This is a genomic window from Myxococcus xanthus (assembly GCF_006402735.1).
In the GTDB taxonomy this organism is placed as follows: Bacteria; Myxococcota; Myxococcia; order Myxococcales; family Myxococcaceae; genus Myxococcus; species Myxococcus xanthus_A.
On sequence record NZ_CP017174.1, the window covers coordinates 455,490 to 467,443 of the forward strand.

14 protein-coding genes are annotated in these 11,954 nt (G+C 69.5%); 9 read left to right on the plus strand and 5 right to left on the minus strand.

The genetic code is table 11. The features are described from left to right. Positions 1 to 5: 5 nt before the first annotated feature. From BHS09_RS39130 to BHS09_RS01960, 3 genes are all read right to left on the minus strand, one after another. Positions 6 to 335: a hypothetical protein gene (locus BHS09_RS39130; RefSeq protein ID WP_237077949.1), complete on the minus strand. Its 330-nt coding sequence runs from the start codon at positions 333 to 335 to the stop codon at positions 6 to 8. 266 nt (positions 336 to 601) lie between these two features. Continuing rightward, positions 602 to 3,229: an ATP-binding protein gene (locus tag BHS09_RS01955; protein WP_140797015.1), complete on the minus strand. Its 2,628-nt coding sequence runs from the start codon at positions 3,227 to 3,229 to the stop codon at positions 602 to 604. A gap of 168 nt (positions 3,230 to 3,397) precedes the next feature. Continuing rightward, positions 3,398 to 3,916: a YbhB/YbcL family Raf kinase inhibitor-like protein gene (locus tag BHS09_RS01960; RefSeq protein ID WP_140786823.1), complete on the minus strand. Its 519-nt coding sequence runs from the start codon at positions 3,914 to 3,916 to the stop codon at positions 3,398 to 3,400. A gap of 413 nt (positions 3,917 to 4,329) precedes the next feature. Between BHS09_RS01960 and BHS09_RS01965 the strand changes: the two genes are divergently transcribed. From BHS09_RS01965 to ychF, 6 genes are all read left to right on the plus strand, one after another. Next, on the plus strand, positions 4,330 to 4,596 hold the full coding sequence (locus BHS09_RS01965) for an AtpZ/AtpI family protein (protein ID WP_140786824.1): 267 nt from the start codon (positions 4,330 to 4,332) through the stop codon (positions 4,594 to 4,596). Continuing rightward, positions 4,593 to 5,003, plus strand: a complete 411-nt coding sequence (locus BHS09_RS01970) for a hypothetical protein (protein ID WP_011550536.1) — start codon at positions 4,593 to 4,595, stop codon at positions 5,001 to 5,003. Before BHS09_RS01965 ends, BHS09_RS01970 begins: the two co-directional genes overlap by 4 nt. Further along, positions 5,003 to 6,013: a F0F1 ATP synthase subunit A gene (atpB, locus tag BHS09_RS01975; protein ID WP_140797016.1), complete on the plus strand. Its 1,011-nt coding sequence runs from the start codon at positions 5,003 to 5,005 to the stop codon at positions 6,011 to 6,013. The genes BHS09_RS01970 and atpB overlap by 1 nt, the downstream gene beginning before the upstream one ends. A 144-nt stretch (positions 6,014 to 6,157) precedes the next feature. Continuing rightward, a complete protein-coding gene (locus tag BHS09_RS01980) occupies positions 6,158 to 6,388 on the plus strand; it encodes an ATP synthase F0 subunit C (RefSeq protein WP_046710603.1) in 231 nt (76 codons plus the stop codon). Positions 6,389 to 6,519: 131 nt separating this feature from the next. Then, complete coding sequence (atpF, locus tag BHS09_RS01985; protein ID WP_140786826.1) at positions 6,520 to 7,074, plus strand: F0F1 ATP synthase subunit B; 555 nt, start codon at positions 6,520 to 6,522, stop codon at positions 7,072 to 7,074. Positions 7,075 to 7,125: 51 nt separating this feature from the next. Beyond that, positions 7,126 to 8,235 carry a redox-regulated ATPase YchF gene (ychF, locus tag BHS09_RS01990; RefSeq protein WP_140786827.1) on the plus strand — a complete coding sequence of 370 codons (1,110 nt, stop codon included), beginning with the start codon at positions 7,126 to 7,128 and terminating at the stop codon, positions 8,233 to 8,235. Positions 8,236 to 8,326: 91 nt separating this feature from the next. Here the strand turns inward: ychF and BHS09_RS01995 are convergent, their stop codons facing one another. After that, positions 8,327 to 8,623 carry a hypothetical protein gene (locus BHS09_RS01995; protein WP_090486717.1) on the minus strand — a complete coding sequence of 99 codons (297 nt, stop codon included), beginning with the start codon at positions 8,621 to 8,623 and terminating at the stop codon, positions 8,327 to 8,329. A 93-nt stretch (positions 8,624 to 8,716) separates the two neighbouring features. Further along, positions 8,717 to 10,012 (minus strand): citrate synthase family protein, encoded by a 1,296-nt coding sequence (locus BHS09_RS02000; protein WP_140797017.1) that lies wholly within the window; start codon positions 10,010 to 10,012, stop codon positions 8,717 to 8,719. A gap of 106 nt (positions 10,013 to 10,118) precedes the next feature. Here BHS09_RS02000 and BHS09_RS02005 point away from each other — a divergent pair, with 106 nt between their 5' ends. From BHS09_RS02005 to BHS09_RS02015, 3 genes are read left to right on the plus strand one after another with little or no spacing between them, the layout of a single operon-like run. Next, a complete protein-coding gene (locus tag BHS09_RS02005; protein ID WP_174260483.1) occupies positions 10,119 to 10,898 on the plus strand; it encodes a class I SAM-dependent methyltransferase in 780 nt (259 codons plus the stop codon). A 16-nt stretch (positions 10,899 to 10,914) separates the two neighbouring features. Further along, entirely contained in the window at positions 10,915 to 11,418 is a 504-nt protein-coding gene (locus BHS09_RS02010; RefSeq protein WP_140786829.1) for a cupin domain-containing protein, read from the plus strand. Positions 11,419 to 11,431: 13 nt separating this feature from the next. Continuing rightward, positions 11,432 to 11,929: a hypothetical protein gene (locus BHS09_RS02015; RefSeq protein WP_140786830.1), complete on the plus strand. Its 498-nt coding sequence runs from the start codon at positions 11,432 to 11,434 to the stop codon at positions 11,927 to 11,929. The last annotated feature ends 25 nt before the right edge of the window (positions 11,930 to 11,954 follow it).

An 11,954-nucleotide genomic window follows, 5' to 3' on the forward strand; every position in this document is an offset into this window, starting at 1 on the left:
GGGCGTCAGCTTCCCCAGGGCAGCCGGTAGCTGAAGCCCAGGCTGATGGTGGCGGTATCAATCCAGTTGCTGGTGAAGCCGTCGCCAAACTCGTCCTCGTTGTCGTCCGACGTGCCGCGCGCGCCGCCGCCCAGGTAGCGCAGGTTGAGGAACGCATCCACGTTGTCGGTGATGCGCACGCCGCCGCGCAGGGACGCGTCCAGCAGCGCGCCCGTGGTGTTGGAGTCACTGTCGCCGTTGATGATGGCCGTGGGCGCGTAGCTGCCGTCCGCCTCGAAGCCCAGCCACCAGCCACCGCCCAGTCCCCACCGTCCGCGCACCTTCAGCAGCGGCACTGGCCCCACGTCCCGCGCGGTCCGCCGCAGCGTTCCGTCCGCGGAGGTGAAGACATAGCTGGCGGATGCTGTGAGCCAGCACGTCCAGGAAGCCCATCTCTCCCACGAACTTCAGCTGCACCCGAGGCTCGTCCGGAGATGTGGGCGCCTGGGCCTGGACGGTGAAGGCGCGCAGACAGAGAAGGACTCCCAGGACGGCGGCATGGCGGTGCATTTCTGCTCCTCGCGAAGGGATTTGCGCCCCGGACGCGTGAGCTTCAAGTGCGTTACCAGTCTTCGTTTACCGCCGCGGCGGAGGTGTCCAGAGGGAGATAGAGCCGGAAGGTGGTGCCCTGGCCCGGCTGGGATTCCAGCGCGACCCGGCCCTGGTGCGACTCGATGATGCGCTTCACCACCGCCAGCCCCAATCCGGTGCCCTTGGCCTTGGTGGTGAAGAAGGGCTCGAAGATGCGCGCCCGCACGTCGGGGGAGATGCCTGGCCCGCTGTCCGTGAACTGCACCTCGACTTCGGGAGTCCCCGTCGCGCGCCGGACACTCGCGCGCAGCATGCCGCCCTGAGGCATGGCCTGCACGGCGTTGATGGCGAGGTTGAGGAAGGCCTGGCGCATCATCCGCTCGTCCACGGTCACCGAGGGGACATCGTCCGCCAGGTCCATCTCCACGCGCACCTGGCCCGGGGCCTCCGCCAGCGCGCCTCGCACCGCATCCTCCACCAGGGGCGACAGCGGCACGGCATAGGGATGCGGCGCGGGCGGCCGCGCGAAGGTGAGGAGGTCCGCGACGATGCGGTTGAGCCGGTCCGACTCCTCTCCGACGATGTCCAGCAGCGGCACCGCCGCGCTGTCCGGCCCGACGATGCGGCGGATGGATGCCACCGAGTTGAAGATGGCACCCAGTGGATTCCGCACCTCGTGGGCCACCACGGCGGACAGCTCGCCCAGCGCGGCCAGCCGCTCGCGGCGCACCAACTGGGCCTGGGTCCGGGCCAGCTCCACGTAGCTGGCTTGAAGGTCCTCCACCAGCCGCGCGCCCTCGCGGGCCAGCGCGAGTTGGTTGGCGATGGCACTGGCTCGCTCCACCTCCGCGAGCGTGAAGCGCCGCGGCCGCCGGGTCTCCACCGCCATCATCACGCCCATGGGGCGCTCGTGGACCACCAGGGGGAGCACCAGGAATGCTCGAGCACCGGGCAGGCGCCGCACCTCCTCGTTGACGCGCAGGTCGGAGCGGGCGTCCTCCACCATCACCACCTCGCGCGTGTGGAACGCCACCGACGCGAGTGACGCATCGGCCGGAATGAGTGGCAGGGCGGGCCCTTGAAGCTCCGGTGAGCCTCCCGTCATCGCGCGAAGCTGGAGCCGTTCCCCCGAGACATCCGGCAGGAACACGTAGGCATCCGACGTGTCCACGATGCGCGCCAGGCTGGTGGCGCCAATGTGCAGGAGCTTGTCCAGTTCCAGGGTGGCCGCCAGCGCCTTGGCCACCTCGTGCAGCAGGGCCAGGTCCTCGGCGCGGCCACGAAGTTCATGCAGCAGCCGGTGGGATTCGATGGCCGCCGCGAAGTGGCTGCCCATGGCCTGCAACGTCTCCCGTTCGAGCGGCGTCAAGGGCCTCCGTTCCCGGAAGAGGGCGGACAGGGTGCCCACGCCCCGCGAGCGCACCCGCAGGGGGACGACCACCACGGTGCGGAAGCCCTGCCGGAGCAGCTCCTCGCTCAGGTCGTCCGGACAGGACTCCACCTCGCGCTCCAGCGGGATGCCTTCTCGTTGCGCCTGGAGGCACAGGCTTCCGGCTCGCCAGCGCCGCGTGAAGTCCTCCGAGCCTTCGGTGTCCAGGCCGCTTGAGTACGCGAGCTCCACTTCGCCGTCGTCCGCTGGCAGGAGCACCGTCACCGCGTCGCAACCCAGGAGCCCGGCGATTTCGTCGGTCCCCGGCGCGAACAGTGCCTGTGGGTGCGGCGCGGAGGCCGTCACCGAGGCCAGGCGGTTGAGCGCCGCCAGCGCCGTGTTCTGCGCGGACAGGCGGGAGATGGTGAGCGCCGCGTCCAGCGCCGCGGACACCTGCGCGCCGAAGAGCCGCACGGGTGGCAGCTCCTCCTCGCGCAGCCAGTCCGCCACCAGCGCGAGCATGGCCCGGGGCTGGCCCTCCACGTCGATGCGCACCGCGATGGCACGCGTCTGTCCGGCGCGCTGGATGCCCTGGCGAACCAGCGCGCCCCGGGCGCCTCGGAGGAAGCGCTCGGCCTCCTGGGGCAACTCGTCTGTATAGGCCGCGCCGTCGCGCCAGGCGCGCTTCAGCAGGGGAGGCCACTGGCCCACCACATCCCGTACCCAGCGGCCACTCAGTTCTGCGGCTTCCGTGGGCACAATGCCGGGCGGCACGAACGTCTGTCCCAGCCGGACGCCCAGCCGGTCTGGCGAAAGCCACGCGCAGCCAAGTCCCAGCTCCTCCACGTTGGAGAACATCCTCCGCAGCACCTCGCCCTCGGTGCGCAGCGAGGGCAGGCTCGCGCCCAGCTCGGCCAGCCGCTGGAGCACGCTGCGCCGCCGGGCCCTCGCCGACACGTCGCGCACCAGCACCACCCACTCCGTGCCGCTGGGGATGACGGTCAGCTCCACCCGCCGCTCCCCTTCGGTGGTGCGCAGCATCGTCTCGTACGTGGTGGGGACGGGCTCGCCGCGCTTGCGACGGGCATGGCGGGACGCCAGCTCCGCCTCGCTCTCCGCCGAGACGAGGAGCGTGGCGGGCTCACCCAGCACGCCCTCGCGTGGGTAGCCCGACATCGTCACCAGCGCTTCGTTCACATAGACGAAGCGGCCGTCACGGACGACGCAGACACCCACGGACATCGCATCGAAGGGGCCGTAGGCTGCCCCGGTTTCGGCGGCGGTTTTCACGGCGGGCCTGACTCTTCCACCGCTGCCAGTCCGTGCGAAATTGCTGACCCGCCGCTTCGCCCACCATCCCACAACCCGGTGCCAGCCCTGCGGCTTGTACTTAGAACGGGCCCGGCCGCGCAGGGCGGCCGAGCCCGTGTCCTCATGGTTGCTGTCGCCCGAGCCGAATCAGGCGGGAGTGGCCCCGGGGGACTCCGCGCCGCGGTGGTGGACCTTGGTGTACAGGCCGATGAGCTCCGCCTGTCCCACGATGTGGCCTTCCATGGCCTCCCGGAGCTGTGTGCGCGAGGCGCGGCCCAGGTCCGGTAGCACCGTGTCCAGGGCGAACAGGCGGAAGTAGTACCGGTGCATGCCCACGGGCGGCATGGGGCCCCCGTAGTTCTGGCGGCGGAAGTCGTTCTGACCCTGGCGGGCGCCCTCGGGGAGGACGTCCGGCGTGGCGCCTTCCGGCAGGCCCTGGGCCGAAGGTGGGATGTTGTAGACAACCCAGTGGGAGAAGGTCATTTGGGGATTGCGCGGGTCTGGCGCGTCCGGATCCTCCACGATGAGGGCCAGGCTCTTCGTCCCGGCGGGCATGCCCGTCCATTGAAGCGGCGGTGAGATGTCCTCGCCCTCGCCGGTGTAGGCAATGGGGATGAGGTCGCCGTCCTTGAAGCGGGGGGACGTGAGCACGAGCGGCTTCGGCATGGAGTCCTCCAGAGGTGTCACGGTGGGTTGACGCGTATCGGGTGCAAGCTGGCGACGCAGGCGCCCGGGCGCCGAGGAGCGGGCCGGCCGGCGCCCGGAGGCTGGCCACCCGGGCGTTGGGGCAGGCGCCCCCATCCCCATGCGCCTGCTCGGGCCGCCGGACCCCAGCGCCTCACCCAGAGGCGAACCCGGGCCCTGGCGAGCCCCCAGGAAGGGCCCTCGATTCCATGCGGGGCAGATCGGCGATAGCTGAGCTTGCCGAAGCGGCAATCGCCACTGGGGGCCGGGGGCCGCTGCCCATGGTACCGGTTGCGTGTGCCGCGTGTTCGGTGTTAAGCGGCGCCCCGCGTAGAGGGGTTGGATCGGCGGGGTTGGAAAAGCGAGGTTTTCCCAGGGTTTGGGGAGGCGTCCGAATGGAAGTGAAAGAGCCCCGGAAACCGGGCGGTTCGGACGGCAGCGAGTTGGGGGAGACGGCCCGGCAGATGAGGGCGGCGCAACCCTACATCTCGGCGGTGTGGAAGCTGGTGGGCGGATCGGTGGTGGGCGTGCTGGGCGGCTACTGGCTGGATGGGTGGTTGGGGACGGGCCCCTGGTTGATGGTGGTGATGAGCCTGGTGGGTATCTGCGTGGGCTTCTATGGGTTCCTCCATGAGATGGCCCGGCTGGGGAAGCGGAAGTGACGGCGCGTGGCGGCGGTAGCGGGACGGACTCCTTCAAGAGTCATGCGGCGCTGGCGGGTGGCGTGGCGGTAGTGGGCCTGGCGCTGGCGGCGTTGATGCCGCAGGTGGTGGAGGACCGGGTTTCGGCGGTGTGGGGCGTGGGGCTGGCGGCGGTGACGGGCGCGGTGGCGCTGGTGCTGAAACGGCGGGCGGTGCGGCAGGACCTCAATGCCGCGCTGAAGGTGGTCGGAATCATCTTTGGCCTTCGGGCCGTGGGCGTGTTGGCGGGGCTGTTGGGCGTGGTGTCGCGGGGAATGGCGGCGGTGCCGTTCATCGCCGGCTTCTTCGGCGTCTACTTCGCGCTGCAGTGGATTGAAGTGAGCTACGTGATGGCCGCGTCGAAGGAATCGGCGGGCGGAGACGAGTGATGCGCAAGGCAATGGTGCTGTTCGCCAGTCTGTTTGCTGCCACGGCGTGGGCCGCGGGGTCCGAAGACGACGTGCCAGGGTACATCCTCCACCACGTCGTGGACTCGCCCTACATCGAGATCGAGGTCCCGCTCAGCACCCCCATCAAGGTGCTGGAATTCCCGAAGTGGCACGTCCCGCTGAAGGCCAACGGGTGCGCGCCCCGGATGACGGAGCACGGCGAGGAGGTTCCGGGCTTCATGGAAGGCTGCCTGGACCTGTCCCTCACGAAGCACGCTGTCATGGTGTTTCTGGCCGCGCTGCTGGTGATGGCCACCCTGTTCATCTGGAGCAACCGCGACAAGACGAAGCTGGTGCCGCGCGGCGCGGGCGCCAACCTCCTCGAGATGCTGGTGTTGTTCATTCGTGACGAGGTGGCCATCAAGAACATCGGCAAGGAGGAGGGCCCCCGCTATGTGCCCTTCCTGCTCAGCGTGTTCTTCTTCATCCTGTTCATGAACCTGCTGGGCATGATTCCCTGGATGGCGGCCGCCACCGGCAACGTGTCCGTCACCTTGGCGCTGGCGGTGTGCACCTTCGTCATCACCCAGGCGGCCGGTATCCGCGCGGCGGGTCTGGGCGGCTACCTGAAGCACCTGACGGGTGGCGTGGCCCCCTGGCTGTGGCCCATCATGATTCCGGTGGAGGTGCTGGGTCTGGTCACCAAGCCCTTCGCCCTCACGATGCGTCTGTTCGCCAACATGCTGGCGGGCCACATCGTCCTCTTCTTCCTCCTGGGCCTCATCTTCATCCTCGGCCACCCCGCGGTGGCGACGGTGAGCGTGCCCTTCGCCTTCGCCTTCTACCTGCTCGAGCTGTTCGTGGGCTTCGTGCAGGCGTACGTCTTCACGATGCTGTCGGCGCTGTTCATCGGCATGAGCGTGGCCATGGGTCACCACCATGACGACCACGGCCACGACCACCCGGAAGCGGGCCCCAGCCACGACCACGGCAAGGCGCACCACGTCTAGGTCGTTCTGACGAGTTAGCGGGGCGCTGAAGTCCGGTGCCCCGGTCGAAGACCCGGCGGTTCGAAAGGCCGCCGGAGGTAGTCCTCAAGGGACATCACGACCCCCCCACAAGCGGGTCCACGCTACGAAAGAACAAGTGTCACCATGACCAACCTCGCTCTTGCCTTCCTCGCCGCCGGTCTGGGTGCCGGTCTCTCCATCATCGGTGCCGCGCTCGGCATTGGTAAGCTGGCCGCCGCCGCCATGGACGCCACGGGCCGTCAGCCGGCCGCGGGCGGCGACATCCGCACCACGATGATCATCGCGGCGGCCCTCATCGAAGGCGCCACGCTGTTCGCGCTGGTCGTTTGCGTTCTGCTCGCCACCAAGTCTTAAGGCGAGCGCAGGTCGAGTCATCGCTGGACGGTCGCCGGTGCCCGTAGGGAATTCCACCGCGGGCGCCGGCCGCTCCTGCCGCGGAAACCGAAGTCTTCGCAGCATCCCTCCCTCACGCTGGACATCCCGCCATGTTCCTGCCCTCCGTCCTCGCCGCCAGTAACCTCGTGAAGGTCCAGCCGGGCCTCATCTTCTGGACCCTTGTCACCTTCATCCTCGTCGCCATCGTCCTGAAGATGAAGGCGTGGGGCCCCATCCTTTCGCTGGTCGAGGAGCGCGAGAAGCAGATCGCCAACTCCATCGAGAGCGCCAAGCGTGAGCGCGCCGAGGCGGAGAAGCTGCTGGCCGACCAGAAGACGGCCATCGCCGAGGCCCGTCGCGAGGCCGCGGAGATGATGCGCCGCAACACGCAGGAGATGGAGAAGTTCCGCGAGGAGCTCATGGCCAAGAGCCGCAAGGAGGCCGAGGAGCTCAAGCTGAGCGCGCGTCGCGAGATTGACGAGCAGAAGGCGAAGGCCATCGCCGAGGTCCGCTCCATGGCGGTCGACCTGGCCATGGAAGTCGCCGGCAAGCTCATCAGCGAGCGCATGGACGACAGCAAGCAGCGCGCGCTGGCCGAGCAGTTCGTCCAGGGCCTGCCGCTGAACGGCACCAGCGCTACCGGCGCCGTGCGCCGCACTGCCTAATCCCCTTTTGGGGAAGCGCGCCCCCCGGCGCGCGTGTTCCAGGGAATCACCATGGGTCTATCCATCGGAATCGTCGGGCTGCCCAACGTCGGCAAGTCCACCCTGTTCAACGCGCTGTCGGCCGCGGGCGCGCAGGCGGCCAACTATCCCTTCTGCACCATCGAGCCCAATGTGGGCGTGGTGCCCGTGCCGGATGACCGCCTGGACCAGCTGTCCGCGCTCATCAAGCCGCTGAAGAAGGTGCCCACCTCACTGGAGTTCGTGGACATCGCCGGCCTGGTGCGCGGCGCGTCCAAGGGCGAAGGCCTGGGCAACCAGTTCCTGGGCAACATCCGCCAGGTCAACGCCGTGCTCCACGTGCTGCGCTGCTTCGAGGACGACAACGTCACCCACGTCGAGGGCGGGGTGAATCCGGTGCGGGACCGGGACGTGGTCGACACGGAGCTGTGCCTCAAGGACCTGGAGACGGTGGAGAAGCGCCGCGAGCGCACCTTGAAGAACACGAAGGTGGGCGGCAAGGCCGGCGAGGAGGCCAAGGCCGAGGTGGCGTTGCTGGACCGCATCAAGGCGAGCCTGGACAACGGCATCACCGTGCGCGCCCAGAAGCTCACCGAGGAGGAGAGCGCTGTCATCCATGACCTGTTCCTGCTCACCGACAAGCCCGTGCTGTACGTGGCGAACATCGGCGAGGCGGAGCTGGGCAAGGAGGACGCCAACCCCCACGTGAAGGCTGTTCGGGAGATGGCCGCGAAGGAGGGCTTCGAGGTCGTGGTGCTCGCCGCCGCGCTGGAGTCCGAAATCCAGCAACTTCCGGAGTCGGAGCGTCCGGGCTTCCTGGAGAGCGCGGGCCTGTCCGAGCCGGGCCTGCACAAGGTGGTGCGCGCCGGCTACAAGCTGCTGGGCCTGTGGACGTACTTCACCGTGGGCGAGCAGGAGTGCCGCGCGTGGACCATCCACCAGGGCTACAAGGCCCCGCAGGCCGCCGGCGTCATCCACTCCGACTTCGAGCGCGGCTTCATCAAGGCCGAGGTGATGCGCTGGGAGGACCTGGTGAAGCTGGGCAGCGAGTCCGCAGTGAAGGAGAAGGGCATGCTGCGCGTGGAAGGCAAGGAGTACGTCGTCCAGGACGGCGACTGCATGCACTTCCGCTTCAACGTGTAGCGGTCAGCACACGGCAGTCATCGCGGGCGCTGTGCTTCCGGACGGTTCAGTCTGGAGGCGGCGCCCGCGAGCCGTTTCAGGGCCTGGCGGCTCAGAAGCCGCGCGGGCCTTGCAGCACGGTGTAGACCCAGATGCCCACGGCGATGAGCGCCAGCACGGTGGTGAGGGTCGCCGTGCGCCGCATGCGTGGGCGTTCCTCCACCGGGTGGCGCGAGGCGAAGAGCCACATGCCGCCGACCCGCAGGACGAGGAACATGAGGAGCAGGAGCGGGCCGACCACCTGCCAGCCCGAGGGACGCATCAGCACCACGCCCCAGGAGGCGAGGAAGGCGACGTTGCCGAGCAGTGAGGCGATGGCGAAACGGGGATATACGCGTCGAGTGTCCACGGCGCGGGAGTTTCCCCTCACGCGTGCGTGCCTCCAACGACGGACTTCGTTGGGTGCGCGGCAGGAGACAGTGGCCGTTGGCTCAGTCCCGCGTCACGCCGTGCCTGGACGCTTCGCTTCCACGTAGCGGGCCCGGGGGCGCAGCAGGTGGCCTTGCTCGCGTTGCTCCAGGACGTGGGCCACCCAGCCCGCCGCGCGCCCCACGGCGAACAGCGTGGCGCCAGCGCCCGGAGGCAGCCCCAGCGCTCCGGCGAGCATCACCAGCCCGAAGTCCACGGACGGGGGCGGATGTCCCGCCGCGCGCATGGCTTCCAGCACGGCGCTGGCGATACGGACACTGGCAGCCTCGGGGCTCACGGCACGAGCAGCTTCCACCAGCGGCGGCGTTCGCGGGTCTCCGTCCGGGTAGAGCTGATGGCCGAAGCCGGTGATGGCCTCACCGCGCCGCAGCCGCTCCCGGATGACCTCCGCGGCACGCTCCGGCCGTCCCACCTCCACGAGCAATGCCTCCACGCGGTCGCAAGCCCCTCCATGCTTGGGGCCGGAGAGCGCGGCCAGTGCGGCGCTCAGGCAGGCGTAGAGGTCCGCGCCGGAGGAGGCCACCACGCGCGTGGCGAACGTGGACACGTTCAGCTCATGGTCCGCGCACAGCACCAGCGCGCGGTTGAGCAGCTCCGGTGCGCGCTTCAGGCGGGTGTTCCAGGCGCGCGCCAGGGATTGCGCCACCGTGGGCTCGTTCAAGGCTTGCGTCACCCGCCCCGGCGCGTTCGCCACGCAGACCCACGCGGACAGGTGGCGCAGCAACCTCCGGGCGCGGGCCCGCTCCTGCTCGGGCGGAGAGGCAAAGCGCACCTGGTCCCGTGTGCCTAGAAGTGGCACGAGCGCAGACAGCGCGGCCACGGGAGGTGTTCCACGGGGCAACAGCTTCGCCAGCTCGGATGGTGGAAACGCCGGCTCGGGTGAGGGCCACCGTGACGCTTCTTCGGGCAGCGTGCCTGTCCACAACAGCTCGGCCACGTCCTCGAACGCGCGCCCCTCCACCGCGAGCGTCACCGCCGAGTGGCCTCGGTACGCGAGCCCCTCCGCGCCCACGCGGGACACCGACGAGTCGATGACGGGCTCGCCCCAGCGCAATGCGCCCGAGGCTACCGCTGCGTGTCCCGCTCTCGCGTCGTGCCGCGCTTTCAGGCGCTCCAGGTCGGAGCGCACATAGCGGTTCTCCTTGGTGCCTCGCTCCGGCACGCAGCGCACGAGGCCTCGGCTCACGTAGGTGTAGAGCGTGGCTCGCTTCACGCCCAGGAGCGCGGCGGCCTGTGCCGCGGTCACCAGTTCCTCCTCAGGTCGATGGTCGAATCGAGATTGAGAGCGTCCGCCCTTGGGCCTACTCATGTCTCACGCACCTCCGCGAAGGCCATTGTCGACTCGACTGGATGACGTGTCGATACGTCCCCAGGTCGGCGGGGCCCGCGTGTGCCCGCGAGGAGAGGAGCCTGTCATGCAGGTGGACTTCGGACGCACGTCGTCGGACTACGTGAGGCACCGGGCGGGCTTTCCGGAAGCCTTCTTCGAACGGCTCGACAAGGAGGGCCTCCTTCGTCAGGGCCTCCGCGCCGTCGACCTGGGGACGGGCACGGGCACGGTGGCCCGGGGATTGGCACAGCGCGGCGCCGTGGTGACGGGGCTGGATGTGTCCGCGGACATGCTGGATGCCGCCCGTGGGCTCGCTGCTGGAATGGGCCTGGGCATCGACTTCCGACAGGCGCCCGCGGAGAACACGGGCCTGCCGTCACAGGCGTTCGACCTGGTGGTCGCGGGACAGTGCTGGCACTGGTTCGACCGGCCCGCCGCGGCGCGTGAGGCCGCGCGGTTGCTCGTTCCCGGGGGCCGTCTGGTCATCGCCCACTTCGACTGGCTGCCGCTGCCCGGCAACGTGGTGGAGGCCACCGAGTGGCTCATCGAGCGCTTCAACCCGGGCGCGCCCGCGCCCTTCGTGCCCTTGAGCCAGTCTTCCGGTGTCTATCCTCCGTGGTTCCGCGACGCCGCCGAGGCGGGCTTCACCCGGCTCACCTCGTTCTCCTTCGACGTGTCCGTGTCGTACAGCCACCGCGCGTGGCGGGGCCGCATCCGCGCCAGCGCGAAGGTGGGCGCGTCCGTGCCCGCGACCACGGTGAGCCGCTTCGACGCCGCGCTCGCGGACCTGCTCGCCGGGAGCTTTCCGGCGGACCCGCTCGACATTCCCCACCGCGTCTTCGCGCTGCTCGCGACGCGACCCTGAACAGGAGCACCTGCCCATGTCCTCGCATCCTCACGTCGTCCACGAGCCCGAGCTTCCCTGGATCGAAGTCACGCAAGGTCCCCGGGTGGAGTACCGCCGCAAGCAGTTGGGCGCCGCCGCCAAGGGCCGCAAGCTGGGGTGCAGCTTGATGGAGCTGCCACCCGGCAAACACGCGTGGCCGCGGCACTACCACCTGGCCAACGAAGAGGCCTATTTCATCCTCGCGGGCACGGGCCGGCTGCGCCTGGGGGACGACACTGTCGCCATCAAAGCGGGCGACTACGTGGCGCTGCCGGTGGGGCCTGGTGGCGCGCACCAGCTCCTCAACGACGGAACTGAGACGCTGCGCTACCTCGCCTTCTCCACCATGGTGGAGCCGGACGTCATGGTGTACCCGGACTCAGGGAAGGTGGTCATCTCCGCGGGCAGTGCTCCTGGGGGCGACAAGGCGGCTCGGACCCTGTTCACCACGCTGCCCCTCTCCGCGGAGGTGGACTACTGGAGCGGTGAGGAGCGATAGGCTGTGGGGCTCGATGGCCCCATTGCTCGACGTGCTCATCCAGGAGCGACTCCTCAAGGACCGCGATGCCGCCGCGGCGCTGCTGCCGCGTGGCGAGCCTCCCCATGTGTCCATGCTGCGTCTGTGTGACGCGGGCCTGCTCGAAGGCGGCTTGTCCGTGGGGTACGGCGTGCGCGCCGACGAACTGGTGGGGCCGCTCACCACCGCCATGGGCGGCGCGGCCCGCCGCTTCAAGGTGGTGGACGTGCGCGAGCGCCCCGTACTGGAGCTCCACGTCATGGCCGGTGACGTGACGGAGCGCTGGGAGGTGGAGGACCTGTCCGCGTTGGTGCACAACCTCAACAGCCTCTATCGCGATGCGCCGGACGTGCGCGCGGTGGCCGAGCTGGGCGAGTGGGAGGATGCGCTCCAGCTCTGGTGCGTGGACAAGCGCGCCCTGCCGAGGCTCGCGCGCCAGCCCTTCTTCGCACCGCGCAACGCCCGGGCGCTGATGAACCCTTCGGGGGAGTGAGTCCCCCAGGGGGCCCGCACTCGCG

Excerpts from the sequence above, each read along its gene's own strand:
- BHS09_RS01960 (WP_140786823.1), bottom strand. The coding sequence starts at position 3,916 with ATGCCGAAGCCGCTCGTGCTCACGTCCCCCCGCTTCAAGGACGGCGAC.
- BHS09_RS01965 (WP_140786824.1), top strand. The coding sequence starts at position 4,330 with ATGGAAGTGAAAGAGCCCCGGAAACCGGGCGGTTCGGACGGCAGCGAG.
- atpF (WP_140786826.1), top strand. The coding sequence starts at position 6,520 with ATGTTCCTGCCCTCCGTCCTCGCCGCCAGTAACCTCGTGAAGGTCCAG.
- BHS09_RS02000 (WP_140797017.1), bottom strand. The coding sequence starts at position 10,012 with ATGAGTAGGCCCAAGGGCGGACGCTCTCAATCTCGATTCGACCATCGA.
- ychF (WP_140786827.1), top strand. The coding sequence starts at position 7,126 with ATGGGTCTATCCATCGGAATCGTCGGGCTGCCCAACGTCGGCAAGTCC.
- BHS09_RS02005 (WP_174260483.1), top strand. The coding sequence starts at position 10,119 with ATGCAGGTGGACTTCGGACGCACGTCGTCGGACTACGTGAGGCACCGG.
- BHS09_RS02010 (WP_140786829.1), top strand. The coding sequence starts at position 10,915 with ATGTCCTCGCATCCTCACGTCGTCCACGAGCCCGAGCTTCCCTGGATC.
- BHS09_RS01980 (WP_046710603.1), top strand. The coding sequence starts at position 6,158 with ATGACCAACCTCGCTCTTGCCTTCCTCGCCGCCGGTCTGGGTGCCGGT.
- atpB (WP_140797016.1), top strand. The coding sequence starts at position 5,003 with ATGCGCAAGGCAATGGTGCTGTTCGCCAGTCTGTTTGCTGCCACGGCG.
- BHS09_RS02015 (WP_140786830.1), top strand. The coding sequence starts at position 11,432 with ATGGCCCCATTGCTCGACGTGCTCATCCAGGAGCGACTCCTCAAGGAC.